Origin of the sequence: Parasphingomonas puruogangriensis (assembly GCF_036663635.1) — a bacterium.
Classification (GTDB): domain Bacteria; phylum Pseudomonadota; class Alphaproteobacteria; order Sphingomonadales; family Sphingomonadaceae; genus Sphingomonas.
The window spans coordinates 376,773-402,628 of sequence record NZ_JAXOJI010000002.1; the positions used below are offsets into that span (position 1 = coordinate 376,773).

The following is a 25,856-nucleotide window of genomic DNA, read 5'->3' on the forward strand; positions in this document are numbered from 1 at the left end:
CATGCGCCGCCTCACGCTCCCGCCGCGCGCCGATTGGCGCGCCAAGGCCGATGCCATCGGCTTCGTCTATCATGACACCGATGGCACGGCCTATTGGGACGAAAGCGCGGCCTATGCCTTCACGCTGAAGGAAATTGACGACGATCTCGAGCCCGCCGCGGCCGAACTGCACGCCATGTGCCTCGATCTGGTCGAGCAAGTGGTGCGCGACGAAGCTTTACTGACCAGGCTGGCCATCCCGGCCGCGCAGCACGATTTCGTCGCGCAAAGCTGGCGCACGCGGCAACCATCGCTCTACGGCCGCTTCGATCTCGCTTATGACGGCAGCGGCCCGGCCAAGCTGTACGAATATAATGCCGACACGCCGACCTCGGTGTTCGAATGCGCGACGTTCCAATGGCTATGGTTGGAAGAGCTGATCGCCAGCGGCGGCCTGCCGGCCGGGGCCGACCAGTTCAACAGCCTGTTCGACAAGCTCCGCGATCGCTTCAAGACGATCTTTCCGACCGGCGGCTTCGTTCATTTCACCGCCAATGGCAGCACCATCGAGGATCGCCAGACGGTGCGCTTCTTCGAGGATCTCGCCACCCAGGCGGGGATCGATGCCAAATATGTCGAGATCAAGGATATCGGGCTCAACGCCGCCGGCCGCTTCGTCGATGCCGAGAATTTCGAGCTGCAGGCGGCGTTCAAGCTCTATCCGTGGGAATTCATGTTCCGCGAGCCCTATGCCGCCAACCTCGCCACTGCCGGGGTACGCTGGATCGAGCCGGCGTGGAAAGCGATGCTGTCCAACAAGGGCCTGCTGCCGTTGCTATGGGCGCGGCACCAGGGCCACCCCAATCTGCTCCCGGCCTTTTTCGACGACGATCCCGCCGCCGCCTCGCTCGGTGACAGCTATGTGCGCAAGCCGCTCTTCTCGCGCGAAGGCGCCAATGTCGCGGTAACGCAAAGCGGCGTAACCGAGACGGCCCTGGACGAAGGCTATGGCGCGGAAGGCTTTATCCGCCAGGCCTTCCACCCCGCCCCGATGTTCGACGGCCGCCACGCGGTGATCGGCGCGTGGATCGTCGGCGACGAACCGGCCGGCATCGGCATGCGCGAGGACGAGGCCCTGGTCACCCGCAACCTCGCCCGGTTCGTGCCGCACTATATCGAGGGCTGACCGCTCAGTCGCTGAGCGGCGAGCGGTCGAACTGCGCCAGCAGGTCGGCGACGTCGTCGTACAGCGCGATCGCGCCGGCGTTGAGCAACACATCGTCCGGGAAGCCGCCCGAGCGCACCGCCACCGTGCGGATGCCGCATTTCGCCGCCGCCTCGACATCGTAGGGCGTGTCGCCGACGACGATCACCTCATCCGCGGTCAGCGGTTTCACCTTGCCCAACGCCGCGGCGAAGATGTCGCCGGCCGGCTTCGACGTCGCGGCATCGTCGCTGGTGGTGATCGCATCCACCACGTCATCGACCTCCAGCCGCGCAACGTGATGCGCCACTTCCTTGCCATCCGCCGATGACGCCAGCACCACGCGTCGGCCACTGTCCTGCACCCGGCGCAGCAACGCCGCCGCCCCCGGGAACGGCTGGACCTGATCGAGATGCGCGCTCTTGAACAGGTCGCCATGCGCGTCGGCCAGCTTCTTGCGCATATGGGTCGACGTGTCCGGCCGCAGCGTCGGCACCAGCGTGTCTGCGCCCTTGCCGATCTGCCCACGGATCTTCGCGCGGGGCACGACGATATCCTGCGCGCGAAACGCGTCGTACCAGGCGGTGACGTGGTGCTCGTTGCTATCGACCAACGTGCCGTCGACATCGAAGAACACCGCCTTGATCTGCTGATCGCCGAACTGCATGCGCTCGCGCTTGAGCCACATGATCGCCGCGGTCGCGCCGAGCAGGCCCAGTCCCTGCAGCCCCTTGCCCCGCCGCAGCAACGACAGGCCGATGGTCGCCGCCGCTGACGCCGTGAAACCGACCTTGGGCAGGCCGACCAACCCGCCGCTGCGCGCCACTGCCCGGCTGGCCACGACATTGTTCAGGCCATAGCCGCCGCCGCCCGCGGCGGCCGGGGCTGGCGCCGGGGCAGCGGGTGCCGCCGGTTCGCCCGCGGCATCGCCGGCGACATGATCCGCCACCCATGCCCCACGCTCGCCCAGCGGCGCATCGGCCTTGGTCGTATCTTCGGCGGTCTGGTGCTCCAGCTCGGCATTCAGCTCCGCGCCGAACAGCAGGATATAGCTCGACAGATACAGCCAGGTCAGCGTCACCACGACCGCACCGAGCGACCCATAAGTGGCGTTGTAATTGCCGAAATTGGCGACGTAGATGCCGAAGCCGATCGTCAGGATCAGACCGGCGAGCGCGGCGAACAGCGATCCCGGCGTCAACCACACCCAGCGTGCGCGCTGCCGCGACGGGCCGTAGCGATACAGCGTCGCCGCCGCCGCCGCGCCGGCCAGCAACAGCAAGGCATAGGCGGCCAGCTTGCCGGCGACGAGCACGAAGCCCGGCGCGCCCGGGATCAGGCTTTCGAGATAGCCCAGCACCGCGATCGCCACCAGCGCCAGCATCGCCACGACGACCGCTGCTGCGGTCATGCCCAAGGCGAGCAGGTTGACGCTGACGAAGCCGCGCTTCTCCTCTTCCTCATAGGCGATGTTGAGCGCCGTGATCACCGCGCCGGCGCCGTTGCGTGCACCGAACAGCGCCAGGCCCAATGCCAGCAGCAGCCCGAAGCCCTTCTTGCCGTCGGACGTCTCGACCACGTTCATCAACTGCTCGCCGATCAGCTTGGCGACGTCCGTCGGCATTACCGACGTCAGCTGCGTCATATCGCGCATCACCGTCGCCGGCTCGGCGGCCAGGCCATAGACCAGGACGATCGCGCCGAGCAGCGGCACCAAGGCGAGAAAGCCGTAGAACGCCACGCCCGCCGCGATCAGCCCGATATTGTCGCGCGACGTCTCCGCCCAGCTGCGCTTCGCCACCGCGATCCAGCCGGCGAGCGGCATCTGCCATGGGCTCGTCGCTTCGTGTCCCTGATCGTCCACCCTGATTTCCTGTTATTAGCGGTGCGCCGCCGCCCGCTGCGAAGGGACGATCGACGGAGGGGGGAACGCCCGAGGCGCGCAATGGACGCGATGGGGCGGTAATTTAACGCGGCGGGCGCCGCGCGTCCGGATAACCCAAAGCCGACGAGCTTCATTTCGCGTAGGTTCAGCTTTAGGGACGCAGGCATCCGCCGATATCCCTCCCCCAGCGAAAGCATTCCTCCTCGTGATCACCCGGCTGCGCCTCTTTCTGCTCCTCGCCCTGCTCGCCATCACGGGCACGGCGCTGGCCCAGGCCACGCCGCTGACGACCGCGTCGGCGCAGCTCGCCCAGGCCGAAGCCGATATCCGCACGGTCGATCGCGCCCTCGACAGTCGCGCCGACAGCGCCGCGCAGAAGCTGTTGCGCAGCAAGGCGCTGGCCGCCCAGCAATCCAGCGCCGACGCCGTGCGCCAGCTCGAGGAGCAACTCGCGCTGGTCGAGGCGCGCGTCGCCGGCTTGGGCCCGGCCATTGCCGGCACGACCGAAGATCCCGTCATCCGCCGCCAGCGCGCCACGCTGACGCAACAGCGCAGCGCGATCGACGCGGCGATCAAACGCGGCGGCCTCGCCGGGGTTGAGGCCAAGCAGCTCGTCGCCGAGATCGATCGCGGCCAGGCCGAGGAATTCAGCCAGACCATCTCCACGCGCGTCTATTCGCCGCTGACCCCTGCCTTTTGGCGCGCCGTGCTCGCCACGGTGCCGCGCGACCTGCGCCGCATCAGCCTGTTCGTCACGCAAGGTGCCGATCAGCTCCAGGCCGGGTGGCGGGGCAGCGTGCCGTGGCAGGCCTTGCTCGGCGCGGTCCTGGCGATTTTCTTCCTGTTCCCCGGCCGCGTCTTCGCGCGCCGGCTCGGGCAACGCTATCTGATCGAAGGCGCGCCCGGCCATCGCCTGCGCCGCTCGGGCAGCGCCGTATGGCGCGTGCTGGTCGGCACGCTCGCCCCCACGCTCGCCGCCAGTGCCTTGGTCCAGGGCCTGCGCTGGGCCAGCCTGTTGCCGGAACGCTGGAGTGGCCTCGCCGATGCCGTGATCGTCGCCGCCGGGTTCGTCGGCTTCACCGCCTCGGTCACCGGCGCGGTGCTGATGCGCGGCCAATCCTCGTGGCGCATCGCGCCGATCGACGACGCCACCGCTGGCCGACTGCGCCCGCTGTCCTGGCTGCTTGCCGCCGTGTCCGGCGTCAGCATCATGCTGACCAGCTTCAACACGCTGGTCGGCGCCAGCCGCGCGGCGATGGTCGCCACCGATGCGATCGAGGCGGTGCTGCACCTGCTGGTGATCGGCGCCTTCCTGCTCGTTTTGGGCCGATTGCGCGCCGCACGCGCCGGCGAGGCCGATATCGACAGCCAGTCGACCAGCGCCGGGCTCGGCGCGGTCACCCTATTATTGTGGCTGCTGCTGCTTGCCGCCGTGATCGCGCTGCTCGTCGGCTATATCGGCTTCACCTTGTTCGTCGTGCAGTTCATCGCCTGGACCACCGTGCTCGGTTCCGCGCTGTACCTGCTGATGACTGCGGCGGACGATGTCGCTACGACGGTCTTTTCGCGCACCAGCCATCTCGGCATCGTCATGACCCGCGCCTTGGGCATTCGCGGCGCGATGGTCGAACAGTTCGGCCTGCTCCTGTCGGGTGTGTTGCGCCTCGCCTTGCTGGTCGTCGCGCTCGGCCTGTGGATGACGCCGTTCGGCACCGGCGGCACGCTCGGCACGATCTTCGGCCGGCTCGGCACGCTCGCCGACGGCGTCGAGCTCGGCGGCGTGTCGATCTCGCCCGGCGCGATCCTGCGCGGCATCATCATCCTGGCGGTCGGGCTCGGCCTCGTCCGCGCGTTCATGAGCTGGCTCGAGAACCGCTATCTCCCGGCCACCGATCTCGACGGGTCGGGCCGCAACTCTGTCAGCCTGATCGCGCGCTATGTCGGCATCGCGCTGGCGGCGATCTGGGCGCTCGCCTCGCTCGGCATCGGCATCGAGCGCATCGCCCTGCTGCTCTCGGCGCTGTCGGTCGGCATCGGCTTCGGCCTGCAGGCGATCACCCAGAATTTCGTCTCCGGCCTGATCCTGCTCGCCGAACGCCCGATCAAGATCGGCGACCTGATCCGCGTCGGCACTGACGAAGGCGACGTCAAGCGCATCAGCGTGCGCTCGACCGAGATCGAGCTGGCCGATCATTCGACATTGATCGTGCCCAATTCCGAACTGATCACCAAGACCGTGCTCAACAAGACGCTGGGCGGCAATCTCGGGCGCATCCAGATCCAATTCTCCGTGCCATTGCTCACCGATCCGCAGCGCGTGCGCCGTATCGTGCTCGACGCGATTGCCGAGGAGGGCGATGTATTGCAGGCGCCGGCACCGGCCGTCTATATCGACGGCCTGAGCGACGGCCGCGTATTGTTCAACTGCCTGGCCCACGTCGCCACGCCGCGCGAGGTGTATAAGGCGCGCAGCAATATCCTCATGACCCTGCTCGAACGCTTCCGCGACGAACGCATCGCGCTCGGCACCGTGCCCGCGGATCCGACCTTGCTGCCGCCGCCCGACGCATGAGGCGGAACTTACCGGCGCGTGCTGCGCTCCGGTTGGCCAAGGAGAATGAACATGGCGACCACCCTGAGCGCAAGCTTCGATACCCGCCGTGAGGCCGATATGACGGTCGAGCGGCTGGTGCAGGAACATAAGATCGAACGCACCGACATCTTCGTCACCGCCGAAGGCCCCGACAACAGTATCGGCGAGCGCGTCGCCGGCGCCGACCGCCAGTCGGCCGAACCAAGCCCAGAGGCCCGCGACGACGGCGCGCTGGGCGGCCGCATCACCGTATCCGTCGACATCGAGGATGACGCGCGCGCCGAGACGGTGCGCGCAGCATTCGTCGAATTCGACGCCGCGGATGTTGCCGCCAACTAAGTGAATGAGGCGGCATAACCCGCCCTCACCGTCACCCCGGGCTTTACCCGGGGCCCCGCTTCTTCTTTTCCCCGCGGCAGAAGAAGCTGGGCCCCGGCGCAAGGCCGGGGTGACGACTGGCAGCGCTAATCGAACAGCTTGAATTCCACGAGCCGCGTCGCCTTCGCCCCCTGTTCGAACACCACCCGCACCTTCTGCGTCGTCACCGCCGGCCAGCGCGCCTGCGTCACGCCATTGGCCACCGCGGCCTCCGCCGTCCCACCCAGATCCCGCCAGCCCGACGCCGTCAGCGCCTGCACGCGATACGCGCGCGGCGCGGCATAGCCCGTACCGTCGGCAAAGAAGGCGAGCTCCGCGCGCGACACGCGGGTCGGCTTGCCGAAATCGATCGCATACCATTGCTCGCCCACGCCCGGCGCGGACGACCAGCCATTGGGCAGTTCGGGAAAGAACCACAGCCGCCCGTCGATCGCATCATGGACATTCTCGACATCGGCATTGCTCGACGCCGAGCCCTTGGGAAATTCCCCGCGCACCAGTTGCACCGCACGATCGATCGCCCGCGGCTCGATCGGCGCATCGCCCCGCGCCAGCGGCACGGTCAGCCGCCCGAGCGTCGCGCGCCGCGCGACGATCTGCCCGTCGACCTCGATCGACAGGCCCTTGCCGCGGCCATAATGGCGCCCGTCCGCATCCCAGGTCACGGCTACACGGCGCCCGTGATACGGCACGTCCTGCGCGCGGAACCAGGCCAGCGCTTGCGGATCGCGCGCCGCCGGGAGCAGCGGATTGACCTCCAGCACATCGTCCGCGCGCGGGCGGATGCCGACCAGTCCGGTCAGCACCAGATCGACATAGCCGGAGTGGAAATAATGGTGGCTGCGGTCCAGCCCGACGATCGGCTTGCCCGTCTCGGGGTGATAATCCTCCTCCAGATCCAGCTTGCCACCCTGATAATGCAGCGCGGCATATTGCCGCAGCAGCCGCATATAGTCGCCGCGCGTCACCGGCCCGCGCCGCTCGTAATGATCGAGCAGATTGCCCATCGCGAGCAGCACCTGCGTGGTCTGGAACGGCCAGATCGGGCCGTTCCACTGGCATTCCGGATCGGCCCCCAGATAGCGATATTGCCGCATATAATATTGGTAGGACGATTCCACCGTGCGCATGCCGGCTTTGCCCGCCAGCGCGGTGGGCGACAGCAAATGCCCCCAGGCGGTGGCGAAACGCGCCTCGTCCGGCGGCAGATCGAACGTCCAGGGCAGATAGCCGACCAGTTCGCGGGCGCGGATCGGCGCCCAATATTTCACGAATTCATTGTCGACCTTGTAGCGATCGACGAAGTGGGTGAGCTTGTCGCTCCACAGATCGGCCAGCACCCGGGTGCGGATCGCGGTCGCGCGGTTGTCGAACTCCTTGGCCATGGCGGCATCGCCGGCCAGTGTCGCTAGCTTGGCCAGCGCGCGGGCATTGGCGAACATATAGGCGTTGACCGAGGGGCGGAAACTATCGCCGCCGCGAAAGCCATCCTTGCCGCCCGAGGCGTCGATCGAGGAGACGGTATATTCGGTCGCATCCAGCAACGGCTCGACGAAATACAGGCCTTTGCTGAAGTCGAATTTCTCGTCCCACAGGCGATAGATATGCCGCATCGCGCCGAGATGGCGCAGCGCCGCGGCGCGATCGCCATCGACCAGGAAGCGGCCATAGACCGAGTCCGCCATATAATCGGTGAAATGGCGATCATTGCCGCCGCGATACATGAAATCGATATAGTCGCCGGCATAGCGCCGATCGCGCAACCAGCGCCCCTCGGCGATGTGAAATCCGGTCGCGTCGTTCAGGCTGGCATAAGGCTCGCGCTGCCAGCCGACATCGTCGAGAAACTCGGTCGAGATAAACCCCTCGGCCCCGAGATCGCGCTGATGCGCGCGGAACAGCGCCCAGCGATAATAATAGACCGCATTGATCTTGGCATCGGCGGACTCGAACAACGGGATGCGGCCGGCATACCAGGGCGCATCGTTTCCGAAATGCTGCGTGGTGATCGCCACCGCATCAAGCGGTAGCGGCTCCCGCGCAGACGCCGAAACGGCGGCGACCAAGGTCACCGCCGTTCCAAGCGCCAGCAGCAGACGGCGTCGTCTGCCGCATGTCATCAGAACTTGAACCGCGCACCGACTTCGAACGTCCGATCGTACGTCCGCGTGTCCCGCGGCGTGCTCGAATACAGACCGGTGGACTGGCTGAGCCCCTCGAAGCGATCATGATAAACACGGTCGGTCAGGTTGGTCGCATCGACCGTCAGGGTGAAGTTCGGCGTCACCGCATAGCTCCCGGAGAAATCGAGCTGGCCGGTCGGCTGCACGACGATACTGCTCGCCTGCGAACCGCCCGACGTATAGCTGTCAACGTAATCGGAGCGCCAGTTATAGGCAAGACGCGCCGAGAGACCGCCCTTCTCGTAAATCCCCACGACGTTGTAGGAATATTTCGACACGTTGGTCAGCCGTTGCTGACCACCGAAAATCGGATCCTCCGTCGTACCCTCGATGTACGTGCCGTTGAGCTGTGCGCCCAGCCCGCTAAGCGCGCCCGGCAGGAAATCGAAGAACTGCTGATAGGCAACCTCCACGCCGTAAAGCTTGCCAGGGCCGGTGTTGCGCGGCCGGCTGACCAGCGCCGCCTCGCCATTGTAAGTCTCGTCGCCGGTATACGTCTGAATATAGCCGGTGAGGTCCTTGTAGAACCCTGCTGCGGTGATCGACGTCGAGCGTGCCGGGTAGAATTCCAGCGATATGTCATAGGCCGTCGTCTTGATCGGCTGCAGATCTGGATTGCCGCCGCCGCCAGTGTAGAAATACGCCTGGTTTCCGGTATCTCCCGTGGTGGTATAGCTGACCAGCGGGTTGAGCTGCGCGAATTCCGGACGCGTTAGCGTCTTGGCATAAGCCAGACGCAGCTGAAGCTTATCGCTCAGTTCCACCTTCGCATTGATGCTTGGCAGCACGTTGACGTAATTCGCTTTGCCGCTGACGCCGTTACCGGTCAGCTGCTCCACCGTGTTGACGACACGTGCGCCACCGACACCGCTCACCCGCACCGATCCGAGATCGAAGCCGTATTGCAGCTGACCATAGAAGGCATAGGTCTTTTCGCTATCGGCGAAGGCGAGGCTCGGATCATAGGCGCGTTCCCCCGTCGCCTGCGAGAACAGCGTGCGGATCGCATCGGTATTGTCGAGCAGATAATCGGTATCGACGGTGACGAACTGGCCGATGCCGGACACGCCCCCGACGAGATCGTCGGGAGAGAGCGAAGCGAGCCCGGCAATGCTGCTGACCAGCACCGGATTGGTGATGCCGATCGCCTGCGACGCCGTTGCCTGCGATTCGGCGCGCCGGTTGGTGTAGCGCGCGCCGACCTTGAAGTTGGTCAGCAAGCCCCCGTCGATGTTGTACAACAGGTCACCGCGCCAAGCCCATTGCTTGCTGGTCGCCAGGCTGTGGTTATCGAACAGCGTGCGTACGGTGAAGTTCGACGGATCGGTCAGGTCGACACCGCCGACATTGATCAGCGGCGTGCCATTGTTGTCGAAATTGATCCCGATCGTCGGCGCGTTGAACGAGGTATCGACGATCACGCTGCGATTGGGCACCTTGCTGTAATTGTAGGTAACCTCGGACGACAGCACCGCGTTGCCGGCGGTCCATTTGGTGCCGAAGTCCGCCTGATACGTTTCGGTCTGATCGGCATAAGCCTGCTTGCTGGTCAGCGTATAGGCATTGGTCGAGGTGGTTCCGTTGGCCAGTTCCGGGCTGTCGGGATACGTGCCCGTCACCGTCGTCGTGGCCGCGGCCTTGGGCAGGCCGATGAAGAAATCGACGTCGTGGCGGTTCTTGTAGCGGGTGTAGATGCCGTCGGCGTAAAATTCGAGATCGTCCGACGGGCGCCACTGCAGCGAGCCGTTGATCGCGAGGCGGCTACGGTCGCCGCTGCTATACGTCCCGCCAACGGTGTCGGGAATGGCCGGCTGTCCAGCAGCAATCGGATTCGAGACGAAATTGAACGCCGTGTCGTCGCGGTAGCGGCGGCGATTATAGGATACGCCGACCAGCGCGCCGATCTCACCGATGCCGGTGGTCCAACGGTCGCTGACGAGCGCGCTGCCCAGATAGCCCCATTTGTCTGCCTGCTCGCTATAGACGCCGCGCCCGCCGCCCGCGATCTGCAAGCCGTTGAAATCGAACGGGCGGCGCATGCGGATATCAACGGTGCCGGTCAGGCCGCCTTCGACGATATCGGGCGTCGTCGTCTTGTAGACGTCGACACCGGCGATCAGTTCGGCGGGAATGTCCTGCAGCGACACCCCGCGCGCCGTGCCCGTAAAGGCTTCGCGACCGTTGATCAGCGTCGTGATGTTGGGCAGACCGCGGATCAGCACCGTTCCTGCTTCGCCCGCCCCGCGTGTCACCTGCACGCCGGTGACGCGCTGGAGCGCGTCGGAAACGGTATTGTCGGGCAATTTGCCGATATCCTGGGCCACGATCGAATCGACGATCTGGACCGAGTTCCGCTTGACCGACTGTGCCGATGACAGGCTGGCGCGCACCCCGGTGACGATGATGTCTTCGCCGGCATCGCCTTCCGCTACCGCTGGGGCAGCTTCGGCCGCCGCTGGCTGGTCGGTCGCGACCTGCGTCGAGCTGTCAGACTGCGCCCAGGCAGGGCCGCACAGCACCAACGCAACCAACGAAACGGAACCCAAAACGATCGGCTTCAACGCCATAACCCTCTCCATCACAAATCCCGGTCTTATTTGGCAGCCGGTATTACTCCGACAACTTTACCGAGCGGCCGGATCGGTGGCAAGAAGATTTATCGCGCACAAAGCGCAGTTTTATATGACAAATGGTGACGTATTGCAGCCGATTGCGACGAGAACGTCCACACTTGCAAGGTCTTTTAGTCGGACAATGCCCAACGCAGCGCTTAGGCCGCCAGACGGTAGAGCCCGGCCCCGTGAGGCGGCAGGGTCTGCGCAAGGACGCGCGCTGCTGGCGCCAGGGCATGCCGCGCCCATAAATCGCGCACCGCCGCTGTGCCATTGATGCCGAGCATGTCGAGATCGATGGCCACCGTGCGCGCGACCTTGTCGGTGTTGAACAAGGCAACATAACGATCGTCCGACCCCGGCACCCGCGCCGACCACACCCGCATGCCATCGGCGACATAATGCGGTTGATTATGCGCGCTCGCCTGGTTGACCGCGATCACTTCCGGATTGGTCAGCAGCGCCAGCGTCTCCGCGTCGAGATGGCGCAGATCGCCGCCCATGATCAGCGGCGAGCGGGCGATCGACCAGAGCGTCATCAGCGTGCGCTGCTCGTCAGGCGTAAATTTCGTGTTGCGTTCGCCCAACGCCAGCCGCCCGAGTGGCAGCATGTCCGCGTCCGGCCAACAGCCGGGCGACCGATAGGCGTTCCAATTCTCCAGCCGCACGAACTGCGCCTCGAGCATCGCCCAATCGTCCCAGAAATCGTCGCTGATGCGCCACATCTGCGCAAATTTGCGCACGTGATCGGCGCGCGGCACCGGCGTTTCCCCCGGCGACAGGCTGAGGATGATCGGCCGTCCGGTCGCCACGATCGCCTTGTGCGCCGCTTCGATCTCAGCGGCATGGGCATCGTACGGCCGGCTCATATCGTCCATCTTGACGAAATCGACGCCCCACGACGCATACAACGCGAACACGCCGTCATAATAAGCCTGCGCGCCCGGCTTACGCATATCGACGCCGTACATATCGGGGTTCCACGCACAGATGCTCGTCGTGTCGGCAATGTCGCGCGCGCGGTACGCCGTGCCAAACACCGGCAGGTCGCGCTCCACCGCCAGTCGCGGGATGCCGCGCATCAGATGGATGCCGAAGCGCAGCCCCAGGCCGTGGACCTTGGCGGCGAGTGGCGCAAAACCCTTGCCGCCGGCGCTGGAGGGAAAGCGGTTCGGCGCGGGCAGCAAGCGGCCATAGTCGTCCATCGCCGGCGTCGGCTTGGCGGCATAGGTGTAGCTCGTCGCGCCGGGCTCGTACCATTGGATGTCGACGGTGAAGATGTCGTAGCCCGACGGTAGCAGCTTTTCCGCCTGGATCGCCGCGGTTTCCAGCGCCTGCGCCTCGGTGATCGTCGTGGCGAAGCTGTTCCAGCTGTTCCACCCCATCGGCGGCGTCGGCGCGAGCAGCGCCGCGGACGCCTTGCCCCGGGCAGCGAGGGCGGGCAGCGCAGTCGCGGCGGCGCCGGCCGCCAGGAACGTGCGCCGCCCGATCGCCATTACAGCCGCCCGTTGGCCAGCGGCACGCCGAAGTTCGGGCTGCCATCGGCATGGTAGGTGAACGGCTGCACGCGGGTATGGCGGTTGGGATCGAACAACGGATCGCCCGTGATCGCCGCATAATCCCGCCCGTGATAGACCAGCATGTCGCGGCCACGCTCGTCGACCGTGAAGCTGTTATGCCCGGGGCCGAACACCTTGTGCTCGGGCGAGGATTTGAACACCGGCTGGGGCGATTTGGTCCACACAGCGGGGTCCATCAGGTTCGCATCGTCCTTCGCGCGCAACATGCCCAGGCAATAGCGGTCGTCAGTCGCGCTGGCCGAATAGGTGATGAACACCTGCCCGTTGCGCGCCAGGAACGCCGGCGCCTCGGCGACCTTGAAGCCACGGATTTCCCAGTCGAGCGTCGGCACGGTCAGCCGTGTGGGCTTGGCGCCGATCGTCAGCGCGGTCTTCAGCGGGGCGAGATACAGGTTCGAATTGGTATCGATCCCCGCCTCGCGCTGCGCCCAGCACAGATAGCGTGTGCCGCGATGCGTGAAGACGGTCGAATCGAGATTGAAGCTGTCCCAGGGCAGCTGCAGCTGGCCGAGCACGCTCCATTTGCCGGTCATCGGATCCTTGCCGTCGCACACCACGGCAAAGGTGCGGATGCGGAACACGTCCTCGCCGCCGCCGCTCGGGCCGGCGGCGAAATACATCACCCACTTGCCGTCGATCAGGTGCAGCTCGGGCGCCCACAGGAAGCCGGACATCGGCCCGGTCTTCTCGTGCCGCCACAGCACCCGCTCCGTCGCCGTCGCGAGGCCGGCGATGGTGCGCGAGCGGCGCAGCACCAGCCGGTCATATTCGGGCACCGATCCGGTCATGTAATACCAGCCATCGCTGTGGCGGAAGACCTGCGCATCGGCGCGCTGGCGCACCAGCGGGTTGACGATGCCTTTGGCGGCGGGCTTGCGGGCCAGCGCCGGCGCGGCGGTCGCCACGGCGGCCCCGGCGAGGAACAGGCGACGCGATACGGTATCCATAGTCTCTCTCCTAGATTCAGCGCGCCGTTGGCCAGCCGTCCGCATCCCAGCTCAGGGTCGCGATCCGCAGCGTCGGTGCGCCTTTATTGTCTTTGTCGTACGCATGATAAACGATCAGATCGGTGCCGTTCGCGTCGCGGAAATGGCCCGAATGGCCAGGGCCGCGAAAGCGCTGCTTTTCCTGCAGGTCGGCGCGCAACAGGATCGTGCCGCCGCCTTCGAGCAGCGAACTGCCGTCCTTGCCGCGATACGGGCCGGCGACCGTCTTCGAACGGCCGATCACCGTGTAATAAGTGCTGTTCACGCCCTTGCAGCAATAGTCATAGCTCGCCAGCAGCCAGTACCAGCCACCGCGCTCGAAAATATACGGCGCCTCGACGATCGACGGCGCGCCGGCCGGCACCGGGCGGCGCGCGATCGACACCGGCTTGGCGCCGGGGTGGAGCAATTTGCCGGTCTTGGGATCCAGCTCGAACAGCTTGAGCCCGGTCCAGAAGCTGCCCAGCGAGAGCCAGTGGCGGCCCTTTTTGTCGGCGAAGAAGGCCGGATCGATGGCGTTGAAATCGTCGCCCGGCTGCGAGGCGACCACGAGCCCCTCGTCGCGCCAGCCATAGCCCGGTTTGGCAGGATCGAGCGTCGCGCTGGTCGCCACGCCGATCCCGGACCGGTTCGAGCCGAACGTCGAGGCCGAATAATATAGCCGGTAGCGGCCGTTCACGTAGGAGATATCGGGCGCCCACAGATTCTTGGCGCCGGGGATCGTGCCGGGCACCCAGGCGGGCAAGGTGGCGAACGGCGCCGGCGCGATCGCCCAATGGATCAGATCGCGCGAGGTACGATGCGAGACCACCCCCTGCCCGGCCGGGCCGATCCCGGTCGAGAAGACGTGATAGGTATCGCCCTCGCGAATCAGCACCGGATCGTGGACCGGCGCGATATCACCCGCGATTTGGGCGTTGAGCGTCGTCGGCACGGCCGCATCCTGCGCGCCCGCGATCGGGGTGGTGAGCGCCAGCAATGCCGCCAGCGCTCCCCCCATGGCTTTCACGCCCATGCTCATCGCAGGTCGAGCATCACGACCGACTTGGCCGGCAGCGTGACGGTCAGCATATTGCCCTGCACCTGCGCCCCGGTGAACGCCACCGGCGTCACCGCCTCGGCCACGCCGAAGTCGTTACGCGCGTTCATCGCCGGCGCGGTGAGCACACGGCCCGCAACGCTGCTCGCGGTGACGCCGGTCAGCGATACCGAGATCGTCACTGGCTTTTCGGGATCGGCATTGGCCAGCCCGACATGGACCAGCCCATCCTTGCCGCGCACCGCGCTCGCGCTGACCTGCGGCATCGTCCACTGGTCCTTATTGTACCAGGGCGACTTGATCTCGAGCGGCAGCACCGTGCCGTCCATGTACGGCTTGTACATCTCGAACACGTGATAGGTCGGCGTCAGCACCATCTTGCTGCCGTCGGTCAGGATCATCGCCTGCAGCACGTTCACCATCTGCGCGATCGCCGTCATCTTCACGCGCTCGGCATGTTTGGCGAACACGTTGAGATGGATCGCCGCGACCAAGGCATCGCGCAGCGTGTTCTGCTGGCGCAGGAAGCCCGGATGCGTGCCGGGATCCTGGGCGAACCACGTGCCCCATTCGTCGACCGCCAACCAGATGCGCTTCTGCGGATCATATTTATCCATGATCGCGGTATGCTTGGTGATCAGCTCGTCCATCTTCCACGCACCGGCCAGCGTCTCAGCCCAGGCGGTCTCGTCGAACTCGGTCGGCGAGGCGCGCGGCGGCCAGTTGCCCGGGATGGTGTAATAATGCAGCGACACGGCGTCGATCTGGCCGATCGCCTCGCGCATCATCACTTCGGTCCATTTGTAATCGTCGACGTTGGCGCCGGCGGCGATCTTCAGGATGCGGGTGCCTGCTGGCGCCTTGATGAAGGTCGCATAGCGCTTGGTCAGGTCGGCGGCATATTCCGGCCGCATGTTGCCGCCACAGCCCCACAATTCGTTGCCGACGCCGAAATACGGCACCTTCCACGGCGCCTTATGGCCGTTCTTGGCGCGCTCGTCGGCCAGCGTGCCGGCGGGCGAGGTCATATATTCGACCCACTCGGCCATTTCCTGCGGGGTGCCATTGCCGACATTGCCGGCGATATAGGCTTCCGCGCCGATCTGATCGGTCAGGTCCATGAATTCGTGCGTGCCGACCGTGTTGGGCTCGGTCACGCCGCCCCAATGCGTGTTGATCTTCACTGGGCGCTTGGCCTTGGCGCCAATGCCTTCCCGCCAGTGATATTCATCGGCGAAACAGCCGCCCGGCCAGCGGATCACGGGCACGCCAAGCCGCTTGAGCGCACCGACAACGTCGTTGCGGAACCCGCGCGTGTTGGGGATCTTCTTGTCATTGCCGACCCACAGGCCGCCATAGATGCCGTTGCCGAGATGCTCGGCAAACTGGGTGAAGATGCGCTTGTCATACACCGGCCCGGGCTTGTCCGCCTGCAGCGTCGCGGCGACGGGCGCCTCGGCCGGCGCGGTCTGCGCCCCCGCGATCGCGGTGGTCGATAGCAGCAAGGCTGCGGCAATGCCGCGCAGGGTCCGGGACATGGTGCGCTCCTCAATCATCGAAATTTTCGACCGCGATGCGCGTACCGCGCAAGAAGGCATCGGCAACGAGCCGGAACGGCCGCGTGTCGACTTCGCTGCGGCCGCCGCGAACCAACGCCGCGAAGCGCACGTAGAGGCCAGGATATTCCTCGTCCTCGTTGGTTTTCGTGCCTTCGGGCAACGTCAGCACCGCGCCGCCCTTGGCCAGGCTCAGCGTGCCGCCATCGGTTTCTACCGTGATGTCCCAGCTTTGCGGGCCGGTCTGGCGCCAATCGAGATCCATCGTGATCGGCGCGCCGGTCGTGTCGCGGAAGCTCAGCTCGGCAGCGATCGGCGCCGCGCGATTGGCCGGCGTAGACAGCGTCGCGGCGGTCAGGAAGAAGGCGTTGGGCAGGATATCCGTGGCGATCGACAGCGCGTTGATGCCGGGATCGAACACGCCGAGCCCGCCCGGCTCCCAGATCCACGCCTGGCCCGGATGCCACACGCGCACGTCCTCGCGCCACACGATCGACACGCGATCGATACGCCGTTCGGCCAGCCACGCGCGCGCCGGTGCGACGCCGGCGGCAAAACGCGAATGCCAGCCGGCAAACAGGCTCGCCTTGGTCGCCATCGCCTGCTCTTCGAGCGCCGCCACTTCGGCAAGCGTCGCGCCGGGCGGCTTTTCGAGGAACACATGCACGCCGCGCGACAGCGCCAGCGCGGCGAGCTCGTAGCGCACCTGCGGCGGCGTGCAGAGCGCGATTGCATCGACCGCCGGGCCGTCGTCGAGCAAGGCCTGCAGCGTCGGGAAATACGGCAGGCCAGGCATGCCCGGATCGCGCGGACTGACCGCGGCGACGAGCTCGAACTCGGCATTGCCGGCAATCGCCGGCAGATGCTGATCGCGCGCAATCTTGCCCATGCCGACCACGGCGATACGGATCGCAGCCATGCTCACAGCACCTGCACGGTGACGTCGGTCGCGCTAGCGCGCGCCAACGGGTTGCGCAGCGGCAGCGTAAACGGTGCCGCCTCGATCTCGAACACATCGCCCTCTTCGGTGCGCACGCCATCGGCGAACGACAGAGTGGCCGTGCCGTAAAAGTGAACGTGCACGTCGCCGGGGCGACGGAACAGATCATATTTGAAATGATGCGCTTCGAGATTGGCCAGGCTGTGCGACATATTGTCTTCGCCCGACAGGAACGGCTTTTCCCACACCGTCTCGCCATCGCGGATGATGCGGCTGGTGCCGCGAATGTCCGCTGGCGGCGCGCCGACCAGCAGCTCCGGGCCGAGTGCCGCCTGGCGCAATTTGGAATGCGCCAGCCACAGATAATTGTGCCGCTCGGTGACGTGATCGCTAAACTCGTTGGCCAGGCACAGCCCGATGCGGAACGGCGTGCCGGCCGGGCCGATCAGGTAGATGCCGGCCAACTCGGGCTCCTCGCCGCCATCCTGCGCGAAGGCCGGCATGGTCAGCGCATCGCCCGGCCCGACCAGTTGCGACCCATCGCCCTTGTAGAACCATTCCGGCTGCTGGCCGCTCGTGCCCGCCGCCGGCTTGCCGCCCTCGACGCCTTCGAGGAACATGCGCATCGAATCGGTCTTCACGTCGCTCGCGGCGGCGTCGCGGTGCATCTTGTCGCGCCCCTCGGCCGAGCCGAGATGGGTCAGGCCGGTGCCGGTCATCAGCAAGCGCGCGCCGTCCTCATGATCGATCGGTGCGATCAGGCGCCCGGCGGCATGTTCGGCGGCCAGGTCAACGGCATCGCCCTGCCCGGCTGCGGCGACCACTGCTTCCAGCGTCTGCCCCTGCGCGATGGCGTGCGCCGCCAGTGCCCGGATGCTGTCGAAACCGGGCACGAAGCGGGCCTGGTCGCCCAGCGCCGCGATGACTGCGCGTTGTCCGTCGATGCCGCGATGCTGCAGCAGGCGAAATGCCATGTAACCCTCTCCTTTGGTAGGAGCGCCGTTATGGCCGGCGCTCCCTAGTTTCGTCAGTTCGGTTCAATCAGTTCAGGTCGAGCTTGCCGTCAATCATGCGCGGCGCACCGTCGCCCTTCGCATCGTCGCGCAACTCGGCCGGCAGCACCGACTGAGCGAGGTTTTGATACGATACCGGGCGCAGGAAACGATCGATCGCCAGGCTGCCGACCGAAGTGCTGCGCCCGTCGGACGTCGCCGGGAACGGCCCACCATGGACCATCGCATGCGTCACTTCCACACCGGTAGGCCAGCCATTGGCGAGAATGCGACCGACCTTGCGCTCCAGCGTCGGCACCAGCCGCGCCGCCAGCGTCTCGTCGCCCGCATCCATGTGCAGCGTCGCGGTCAGCTGGCCTTCGAGCCCGGCCAATACGCCCTGCAGTTCGGCTTCGTCGCGGCAGCGCACGATCACCGAGGAGGCACCGAACACTTCCTGGCCGAGCGCTTCGTCGGCAAGGAAATCCGCCGCGCTGACCTGGAACAGGGCGGCCTGACCGCGGGTCGTGCCATTACCCAGCTTGCCACGCGCGAGCGGCTCGACCTTGGCGCTGCCCGCCAGTGCCTCGACGCCCTTGCTATAGGCGTCGTGGATGCCGGTGGTCAGCATGACCTGCGGCTCGACACCGCTCAGCGCGTCGCTCGCCGCGGCGGTGAACGCATCGAAGCCTTCGCCGTCGATCGCCAGCACCAGCCCGGGATTGGTGCAGAACTGGCCCGCACCCATCGTCAGCGAACCGACGAACGCCGTGCCCAATGCCGCGCCACGCGCCTTGAGCGCTTCCGGCAGCAGCACGACCGGATTGATGCTCGACATTTCGGCATAGACCGGGATCGGCACCGGACGCGCCTGCGCCAGGCCGACCAGGGCCAGCCCGCCGCCACGCGAGCCGGTGAAGCCGACCGCGGCGATGCGCGGATCCTTCACCAGCGCCGAACCAAGCTCGTTACCCGGGCCAACGAGATGCTGGAACACGCCCTCGGGCAGGCCGCTCGCGGCGACCGCCCGCGTGATCGCGGCGGCGACCAGCGCGCCGGTTTCCGGATGCGCGGGATGGCCCTTGACCACCACCGGGCAGCCCGCCGCCAGCGCTGAGGCGGTGTCGCCACCGGCAGTCGAGAAAGCGAGCGGGAAATTGGACGCGCCGAACACGGCGACCGGGCCGAGCGGCACCATGCGCAGGCGCAGATCGGGGCGCGGCAACGGCTGGCGCTCCGGCAGCGCGGGATCGATGCGCAGGCCCTGCCAGCCGCCGCTGCGGACCACGCCGGCGAACAGCTTGAGCTGGCCGACCGTGCGGCCGCGCTCGCCTTCGATCCGGCCGCGCGGCAGGCCGCTTTCGCGGATTGCCGCGGCGATCAGCGGCTCGCCGATCGCGACGATTTCCTCGGCGACGCGCTCGAGGAACGCTGCGCGCTCTTCGCGCGTGGTGGCGCTATAGGCGGGGAATGCGGCTTCGGCTGCGGCGCAGGCTGCAGCGACATCGTCCTGCCCGTGCACGTCGATTGCTGCGCCGGTCGGCTGGCCCGTTTCGGCGTCGATCGAGCGAAACCCGCTCTTTTCCAGCAGGTCGTTATGTGCGGTATCAGTCATGTCCAGCTCCTTATTACTCTGACTATTACAGCCAGAGCGCGTTGGCAATGTTTGTCGTTTCGCCGCCCGCGCCTGACTGATAGGGATTGTGCAGGGGAGAGCAATATATGGTCGACGAGAATAGCGACATCGGGAGCCCAAGCGAACCAAACAAGGTGCGCGGTCCCGGTCGCCGCCTGCGCGGCGCCGTCGCGCACAAACTGGGCCTGGCGATTTTGTCGGGTAAATATGCGCCGGGCGACACGCTGTCAGGCGAAATCGCCTTTGCCGAGGAGCTGGAAGTATCGCGCAGCGCCTATCGCGAGGCGGTGCAGGTACTGACCGCCAAGGGCTTGGTCGAAAGCCGCCCCAAGGCCGGTACCCGCGTGCTGCCGCGCAGCCGCTGGAATCTGCTCGATCCCGATGTGCTGGCGTGGGCGTTTGCCAACGAGCCGGATATCGACTTCGTACGCAACTTGTTCGAACTGCGCGCCATCGTCGAGCCGGCCGCGGCGATGCTGGCGGCGCAGCGCCGCGATCGCGCGGACCTGAAGGCGATGAAGGACGCGCTGACCGCGATGCGCCGCAATACCCTGGTCACCGAAGCGGGCCGCGCCGCCGATCGCGATTTCCACAGCGCGATCCTGCAGGCGACCCGCAACGATGCCTTGATGGTGCTGACCGCCAGCATCGGCGCGGCGGTCAACTGGACGACGCAGTTCAAGCAGCGCCAGCGCGCGCTGCCGCGCAACCCGATCCCCGATCACGTCCGCGTCTACGACGCGATCGCTGCCGGGGATGCGCCCGCCGCGAGCGAGGCGATGCGCGTCCTGGTCGATCTCGCGCTGGAGGACACGCGCACCGCGATGGCCGGCTGACGGCGGCTTACGCCGCCGTCACGCCTGCATGCTCCGGGGCCACGCGCGAGCCCCACAAGGCGTAGAACAGGACGTACAGTTCGCACGCCGCGGTCAGCAGGAACGACATTTGCAGGCCGTACATATCGGCCAGCCAGCCCTGCACGATGACCAATGCGCCGCCGGCGATGGCCATGATCAGCAGCCCCGATCCTTCCTCGGTCAACGGCCCCAGGCCGCGAATGCCGAGCGTGAAGATCGTCGGGAACATGATCGAGTGGAACAGCCCGACCGAGATCAGCGCCCACATTGCGACATGGCCGGTGGTGAAGGCGGCGATCAGCATCACGATCGTCGCGCCGATGCTGGCCACGGCGAGCACATGCGCGGCATCCACTTTCTGCATGACGAACGCGCCGACCAGCCGGCCGACCATCATCCCGCCCCACAGCAGGAACAGATAATCCGATGCCTGTTGGTGCGTCAGGTTGCCGATTTCCGGCTGCGACACGAAGTTGATGAACAGATTGCCCACGCCGATCTCGGCGATCAGGTAGATGAAGATCGCCGGGATGCCGAACACCAGGTTGCGATGCTTCCACAGCGAATGGCCCTTGCGGTCCTCCTTGGCATGGCGCTGCGTCGCGGCGCCCATGGCCGGCAGCGGGAAGCGCGCGATGACGATCGCGAGCACCGCCAGCACGACGGCGACGATGACATAGGGCAGCACCACCGATTGCGCATCGGCCAGCCGCTCGGCCGGGGTCAGCGCGGCGGCGCCCGCCGCGGCCGTGCCCGAGGTCGTACGCCCGAGGATCAGATACCCGCCGAACAACGGTGCCAGCGTCGCGCCGGCCGAGTTGAACGCCTGTACCAGGTTGAGCCGTGACGATGCCGTCTCCGGCTTGCCGACCACCGCAACATAGGGGTTGGCGGCAACCTGCAGCAGCGTGATGCCGCTGGCGATCACGAACAGCGCGAACAAGGTCACGCCGTAAGAGGGCAGCTTGGCCGCCGGCACCATGACAAGCGCGCCGACCGCCATCATGGCCAGGCCGATGACCATCGAGCGCTGATAGCCGACCCGCTCGATCAGCTTGGCCGATGGGATCGAGGCGAAGAAATAGGCGATGAACCACACCGATTCGATCAGCGTGGTCTGCGTGTAGGACAGTTCGAAAACGCTGCGCAGGTGGGGCAGCAACGTGCCGTTGATGACCGTAATGAAGCCCCACATGAAGAACAGGCTTGCCAGCAGGGTCAACGCGGATCGATACCCCCCGCCACTCGCCGAGGGGTTTGGCGCGGTGGCGCTCGACACTGTTGGTGGCACGGCCATTATCCTACTCCAGTTCACCGCGGGGATCGTTGTCCCTCTACGCGGCTTGCGCTTGTTTGATTTGTCGGACTATATATGACCAAAGGGCGCGTCAATGGCGTCGGTCAAGAGGAGAGTGATATGCCTGGGACGACCAAGCTCGCTGCGGCGTTGATATATAGTGCCGCTGCGGTCGTCACGGCAAATAGCGCACAGGCCGCCGAAATTAAGCGCAGCCCGGCCGGTGCGCTCAAGGATGGCACCGCGATCGAGGCAATCACCTTGTCCAACGCGACCGGCGTGTCGGCGCGAATCCTCACCTATGGCGCGACGCTCCAGTCGCTGATCGCCCCCGATCGCGCCGGCCAACCCGCCGATGTCGTGCTCGGCTATGACGATCTGGCCTCGTATGTCGATCACCCCAATTATTTCGGCGTGACCGTCGGGCGCTATGCCAACCGCATCGCCGGCGGCCGCTTCACGCTCGACGGCAAGGCCTATCAGCTGCCGCTCAACGACAAGGTAAATTCGCTGCACGGCGGCGGCAAGGGTTTTGACAAGGTCGTGTGGCGCGTCGTTTCGGTCAAATCGGGACCGAGCGCGAGCGTCGTGCTGGCGCATCGCAGCGCGGACGGCGATTCGGGCTATCCCGGCCAGCTCGACACCACCGTAACCTATGCGCTCGACGATGCCGGATCGCTGACCATCACATTCGACGCCAAGACGACCAAGTCGACCGTCGTCAACATGACCAACCATGCGATCTTCAATCTCGCCGGCGAAGGCGCGCCGGGCGGCGCCACCGGCCACCTGCTCACCGTGCCCGCCGCCGCCTACACCCCGGTCAACGCCGCGCTGATCCCGACCGGTGAACGCCGCGCGGTCGAGGGCACCGTGTTCGACTTCCGCAAGGCGCGCCGCGTGGCCGATGGCATTCGCGACGGCCGCGACCAGCAGATCCGCTTCGGCCAGGGCTACGACCATAATTTCGCGCTCGACAAGGGCCTGACCAAGACGCCCGAGCTCGCCGCCCGGCTCGAGGATCCCGCCTCGGGCCGCGTGCTCGAAGTGCTTTCCACCGAGCCCGGCGTACAATTCTATACCGGCAACTTCCTCGATGGTACGTTCCTCGGCAAACAGGATCACCTGTACCGCATGGGCGATGGCATCGCGCTCGAGCCGCAGAAATTCCCCGATGCGCCCAACCAGCCCGATTTCGTCTCCGCACGGGTCGATCCTGGCAAGCCGTATCACCATGTAATGATCTACCAACTTTCAACGAACCGCTGACGGAAACCCCATGACCGATACCCCTGCACCTAAGCTTCGTTCGCGCGCCTGGTTCGACAACCCGGCCAATATCGACATGACCGCGCTCTATCTCGAACGCTATCTCAACTTCGGGCTGAGCCTGGAGGAACTGCGCTCGGGCAAGCCGATCATCGGCATCGCGCAGACCGGCAGCGATCTCAGCCCGTGCAACCGCCACCATCTGGTGCTGGCCGAGCGCATCCGCGAAGGCATTCGCGAAGCCGGCGGCATCGCGCTCGAATTCCCGGTCCATCCGATCCAGGAAACCGGCAAGCGCCCGACCGCCGGGCTCGATCGCAACCTCGCCTATCTCGGCCTGGTCGAGACATTGTACGGCTATCCGCTCGACGGCGTGGTGCTGACCACCGGCTGCGACAAGACCACCCCGGCCTGCCTGATGGCCGCCGCCACGGTGAACATCCCGGCGATCGCCCTGTCGGTCGGCCCGATGCTCAACGGCTGGCACAAGGGCGAACGCACCGGCTCCGGCACGATCGTGTGGAAGGCGCGCCAGCTGCTCGCCACCGGCGAGATCGATGACGCGGGCTTCATCAAGCTCGTCGCCTCCTCGGCGCCATCGACCGGCTATTGCAACACGATGGGCACCGCTTCGACGATGAACTCGCTGGCCGAAGCGCTGGGCATGATGCTGCCCGGCTCGGCGGCGATCCCCGCGCCCTATCGCGATCGCCAGGAAGTGTCCTATTTCACCGGCAAGCGCATCGTCGAGATGGTCGCCGAGGATCTCAAGCCGTCCGACATCCTCACGCTCGACGCGTTCCACAACGCCATCGTGGTCAATTCGGCGATCGGCGGCTCGACCAACGCGCCGATCCATCTCGCCGCGCTCGCCCGCCATATCGGCGTCGAGCTGCCGCTCAAGGATTGGGAGACCGAAGGCCATAAGGTGCCGCTGTTGGTCAACCTGCAGCCGGCCGGCGAATATCTCGGCGAGGATTATTACCGCGCCGGTGGCGTCCCCGCCGTGGTCGCGCAGTTGATGGGCCAGGGCCTGATCCGCGAGCATGCGCTGACCGTCAACGGCAAGACGATGGGCGACAATTGCCGCGGCGCGACGATCGAGGATCCCAAGGTCATCCGCAGCTTCGATGCCCCATTGGTCGAGGATGCCGGCTTCATCGTGCTGTCGGGAAATCTGTTCGACGAGGCGATCATGAAGACCAGCGTGATCGACGCCGCATTCCGCGATCGCTACCTGTCCAATCCGGAGGATCCCGAGGCGTTCGAAGGCCCGATCGTGGTGTTCGATGGCCCCGAAGATTATCATCACCGCATCGACGATCCCGCGCTTGGCATCACCTCGCGCACCTTGCTGTTCATGCGCGGCGCCGGCCCGATCGGCTATCCCGGCGCGGCCGAAGTCGTCAACATGCGCCCGCCTGCTTACCTGATCACCGAAGGCATCAACGCGCTGCCGTGCATCGGCGACGGCCGCCAGTCCGGCACCAGCGGCAGCCCCTCGATCCTCAACGCCAGCCCCGAGGCGGCGGCCATGGGCGGTCTTGCTTTGCTGCGCACCGGCGATCGCGTGCGCATCGATCTCAACCAGCGCACCGCCAACGTGCTGATCCCGGCCGAGGAACTCGAGGAACGCCGCCGCGACTTGGTGGCACAGGGTGGCTATGCCTATCCCGCCTCGCAGACGCCGTGGCAGGAAATCCAGCGCGACGTGGTTGGCCAGCTCAACACCGGCGCGATCCTGGAAGGCGCGGAGAAATATCAGCGTATCGCCCAGACCATGGGTCTGCCGCGCGACAACCATTGAGGAAATGACGATGGCGCACTGGTCGATCGTGCCGCGCGACACGCGTGACTCGCTGGGCGAAGGCCTGTGCTGGTCGGCCCGCGACCAGGCGCTCTATTGGGTCGACATCCTCGGCCCCGCGCTCAATCGCCTCTCGTTTGCGGACGACGCGATCGAGCGTTGGGCGATGCCCGAGCCGCTCGGCTGGGTCGCCGGCCGCGCCAGCGGCGGGCTGATCGGCGGATTCCAGAGCGGGTTCGCCGAAATCGATGTCGAGCCACTGGCCATCCGCCATCTTGCCGATCCCGAACCGCATCATCCCGGCAACCGGATGAACGACGGCAAGGCCGATGCGCAGGGCCGCATCTGGTGCGGCACGATGGACATGGCCGAGAACGAGGATAATGGCGCGCTCTACCGTTTCGACGCCGACGGTAGCTGGACCCGCATGGATCATGGCTACCGCGTGCCCAACGGCCCGGCCTTTTCCAAGGACGGCTGCTGGTTCTACCATAGCGACACCGCCCGCCAGACGATCTACCGCTTCGCGCGAAACGACGACGGCACGATCACCGACCGCACGCCGTTCGTCCAGTTCGGGGAAGCCGACGGCTATCCCGACGGCATGACCGTCGATGCCGAAGGCGGCCTGTGGGTGGCGCATTGGGGCGGCAGCCGCATCAGCCGTTTCGATCCCGAGGGCAAGGTCGAGCGCAGCATCGCCCTGCCCGCGCACCAGATCACCAACATCACCTTCGCCGGCCCCGATCTCACGCGCATGTTCGTCACCTCGGCCGCAACCGGTCTGCCGGACAGCGATTATGACGGCGCCTTGTTCGAGGTCGACAGCGGCGTCCAGGGCCTGCCGACGCACGAATTCGCCGGCTAGCCTGTCCGATGCGGCGCGCGGCGTGGCACCCGCCGCGCCCACTGCCGTTCGCAACGACAAACCCATGTCGCCGGCGATCTCACGCAGACCGATCGGGTGATGAACGACACCTTCTGGGGCTCCATCCGGCGCTCGCCGCGACGCGTTGCGAGGGTCGGCAACAAGCGCGATGAGCTTTCGGCCGCACCTGCCAAC

General features: G+C 66.2%; 17 protein-coding genes and 1 pseudogene. 7 read left to right on the top strand and 11 right to left on the bottom strand.

The window, feature by feature from the left end; genetic code table 11:
* The first annotated feature begins 1 nt into the window (after position 1).
* Entirely contained in the window at positions 2-1,165 is a 1,164-nt protein-coding gene (locus tag U1739_RS07250; protein WP_332705813.1) for a glutathionylspermidine synthase family protein, read from the top strand.
* A gap of 4 nt (positions 1,166-1,169) precedes the next feature.
* Here U1739_RS07250 and U1739_RS07255 read toward each other — a convergent pair whose 3' ends face one another.
* Complete coding sequence (locus U1739_RS07255) at positions 1,170-3,047, bottom strand: YhjD/YihY/BrkB family envelope integrity protein (RefSeq protein ID WP_332705816.1); 1,878 nt, start codon at positions 3,045-3,047, stop codon at positions 1,170-1,172.
* A 226-nt stretch (positions 3,048-3,273) separates the two neighbouring features.
* Here U1739_RS07255 and U1739_RS07260 point away from each other — a divergent pair, with 226 nt between their 5' ends.
* Together U1739_RS07260 and U1739_RS07265 are read left to right on the top strand one after the other, a co-directional pair.
* Positions 3,274-5,640, top strand: a complete 2,367-nt coding sequence (locus tag U1739_RS07260; RefSeq protein ID WP_332705819.1) for a DUF3772 domain-containing protein — start codon at positions 3,274-3,276, stop codon at positions 5,638-5,640.
* A 51-nt stretch (positions 5,641-5,691) separates the two neighbouring features.
* A complete protein-coding gene (locus U1739_RS07265) occupies positions 5,692-6,000 on the top strand; it encodes a hypothetical protein (protein ID WP_332705822.1) in 309 nt (102 codons plus the stop codon).
* A 125-nt stretch (positions 6,001-6,125) separates the two neighbouring features.
* Here the strand turns inward: U1739_RS07265 and U1739_RS07270 are convergent, their stop codons facing one another.
* The 9 genes and pseudogenes from U1739_RS07270 to U1739_RS07310 form a co-directional block, all read right to left on the bottom strand.
* Positions 6,126-8,111 (bottom strand): MGH1-like glycoside hydrolase domain-containing protein, encoded by a 1,986-nt coding sequence (locus U1739_RS07270; RefSeq protein ID WP_332705825.1) that lies wholly within the window; start codon positions 8,109-8,111, stop codon positions 6,126-6,128.
* A 47-nt stretch (positions 8,112-8,158) separates the two neighbouring features.
* Positions 8,159-10,789 (bottom strand): TonB-dependent receptor, encoded by a 2,631-nt coding sequence (locus U1739_RS07275; protein WP_332705827.1) that lies wholly within the window; start codon positions 10,787-10,789, stop codon positions 8,159-8,161.
* Between the two features lie 203 nt (positions 10,790-10,992).
* Positions 10,993-12,330 (bottom strand): glycoside hydrolase family 27 protein, encoded by a 1,338-nt coding sequence (locus tag U1739_RS07280; protein WP_332705831.1) that lies wholly within the window; start codon positions 12,328-12,330, stop codon positions 10,993-10,995.
* Between the two features lie 2 nt (positions 12,331-12,332).
* Positions 12,333-13,361: pseudogene (locus tag U1739_RS07285) on the bottom strand (glycoside hydrolase family 43 protein); the annotation flags it as partial.
* A gap of 16 nt (positions 13,362-13,377) precedes the next feature.
* Positions 13,378-14,415 (bottom strand): arabinan endo-1,5-alpha-L-arabinosidase, encoded by a 1,038-nt coding sequence (locus U1739_RS07290; RefSeq protein WP_443025519.1) that lies wholly within the window; start codon positions 14,413-14,415, stop codon positions 13,378-13,380.
* A gap of 2 nt (positions 14,416-14,417) precedes the next feature.
* Positions 14,418-15,977: an alpha-N-arabinofuranosidase gene (locus U1739_RS07295; protein WP_332705834.1), complete on the bottom strand. Its 1,560-nt coding sequence runs from the start codon at positions 15,975-15,977 to the stop codon at positions 14,418-14,420.
* A 10-nt stretch (positions 15,978-15,987) separates the two neighbouring features.
* Entirely contained in the window at positions 15,988-16,914 is a 927-nt protein-coding gene (locus U1739_RS07300) for a Gfo/Idh/MocA family protein (RefSeq protein WP_332705836.1), read from the bottom strand.
* Between the two features lie 2 nt (positions 16,915-16,916).
* Positions 16,917-17,909 carry an AraD1 family protein gene (gene araD1, locus U1739_RS07305; protein ID WP_332705839.1) on the bottom strand — a complete coding sequence of 331 codons (993 nt, stop codon included), beginning with the start codon at positions 17,907-17,909 and terminating at the stop codon, positions 16,917-16,919.
* A 67-nt stretch (positions 17,910-17,976) separates the two neighbouring features.
* Positions 17,977-19,542 carry an aldehyde dehydrogenase (NADP(+)) gene (locus U1739_RS07310; RefSeq protein ID WP_332705843.1) on the bottom strand — a complete coding sequence of 522 codons (1,566 nt, stop codon included), beginning with the start codon at positions 19,540-19,542 and terminating at the stop codon, positions 17,977-17,979.
* Positions 19,543-19,649: 107 nt separating this feature from the next.
* Between U1739_RS07310 and U1739_RS07315 the strand changes: the two genes are divergently transcribed.
* A complete protein-coding gene (locus tag U1739_RS07315; RefSeq protein WP_332705846.1) occupies positions 19,650-20,399 on the top strand; it encodes a FadR/GntR family transcriptional regulator in 750 nt (249 codons plus the stop codon).
* Positions 20,400-20,406: 7 nt separating this feature from the next.
* On the opposite strand, the gene U1739_RS07320 is transcribed toward U1739_RS07315, so the two are convergent.
* Positions 20,407-21,717: a sugar MFS transporter gene (locus U1739_RS07320; RefSeq protein ID WP_332705849.1), complete on the bottom strand. Its 1,311-nt coding sequence runs from the start codon at positions 21,715-21,717 to the stop codon at positions 20,407-20,409.
* 120 nt (positions 21,718-21,837) lie between these two features.
* Between U1739_RS07320 and U1739_RS07325 the strand changes: the two genes are divergently transcribed.
* From U1739_RS07325 to U1739_RS07335, 3 genes are read left to right on the top strand one after another with little or no spacing between them, the layout of a single operon-like run.
* Entirely contained in the window at positions 21,838-22,986 is a 1,149-nt protein-coding gene (locus U1739_RS07325; protein WP_332705852.1) for an aldose epimerase family protein, read from the top strand.
* 10 nt (positions 22,987-22,996) lie between these two features.
* Positions 22,997-24,793 (top strand): IlvD/Edd family dehydratase, encoded by a 1,797-nt coding sequence (locus tag U1739_RS07330; protein ID WP_332705855.1) that lies wholly within the window; start codon positions 22,997-22,999, stop codon positions 24,791-24,793.
* A gap of 10 nt (positions 24,794-24,803) precedes the next feature.
* A complete protein-coding gene (locus U1739_RS07335) occupies positions 24,804-25,661 on the top strand; it encodes an SMP-30/gluconolactonase/LRE family protein (protein WP_332705858.1) in 858 nt (285 codons plus the stop codon).
* Positions 25,662-25,856 lie beyond the last annotated feature (195 nt).

Bases quoted from the DNA above. Each gene is read 5' to 3' on its own strand.
- U1739_RS07315 (WP_332705846.1), top strand. From the start codon at position 19,650: ATGGTCGACGAGAATAGCGACATCGGGAGCCCAAGCGAACCAAACAAG.
- U1739_RS07295 (WP_332705834.1), bottom strand. From the start codon at position 15,977: ATGTCCCGGACCCTGCGCGGCATTGCCGCAGCCTTGCTGCTATCGACC.
- U1739_RS07290 (WP_443025519.1), bottom strand. From the start codon at position 14,415: ATGGGCGTGAAAGCCATGGGGGGAGCGCTGGCGGCATTGCTGGCGCTC.
- U1739_RS07300 (WP_332705836.1), bottom strand. From the start codon at position 16,914: ATGGCTGCGATCCGTATCGCCGTGGTCGGCATGGGCAAGATTGCGCGC.
- U1739_RS07325 (WP_332705852.1), top strand. From the start codon at position 21,838: ATGCCTGGGACGACCAAGCTCGCTGCGGCGTTGATATATAGTGCCGCT.
- U1739_RS07250 (WP_332705813.1), top strand. From the start codon at position 2: ATGCGCCGCCTCACGCTCCCGCCGCGCGCCGATTGGCGCGCCAAGGCC.
- U1739_RS07330 (WP_332705855.1), top strand. From the start codon at position 22,997: ATGACCGATACCCCTGCACCTAAGCTTCGTTCGCGCGCCTGGTTCGAC.
- U1739_RS07265 (WP_332705822.1), top strand. From the start codon at position 5,692: ATGGCGACCACCCTGAGCGCAAGCTTCGATACCCGCCGTGAGGCCGAT.
- U1739_RS07310 (WP_332705843.1), bottom strand. From the start codon at position 19,542: ATGACTGATACCGCACATAACGACCTGCTGGAAAAGAGCGGGTTTCGC.
- U1739_RS07320 (WP_332705849.1), bottom strand. From the start codon at position 21,717: ATGGCCGTGCCACCAACAGTGTCGAGCGCCACCGCGCCAAACCCCTCG.
- U1739_RS07335 (WP_332705858.1), top strand. From the start codon at position 24,804: ATGGCGCACTGGTCGATCGTGCCGCGCGACACGCGTGACTCGCTGGGC.
- U1739_RS07275 (WP_332705827.1), bottom strand. From the start codon at position 10,789: ATGGCGTTGAAGCCGATCGTTTTGGGTTCCGTTTCGTTGGTTGCGTTG.
- araD1 (WP_332705839.1), bottom strand. From the start codon at position 17,909: ATGGCATTTCGCCTGCTGCAGCATCGCGGCATCGACGGACAACGCGCA.
- U1739_RS07280 (WP_332705831.1), bottom strand. From the start codon at position 12,330: ATGGCGATCGGGCGGCGCACGTTCCTGGCGGCCGGCGCCGCCGCGACT.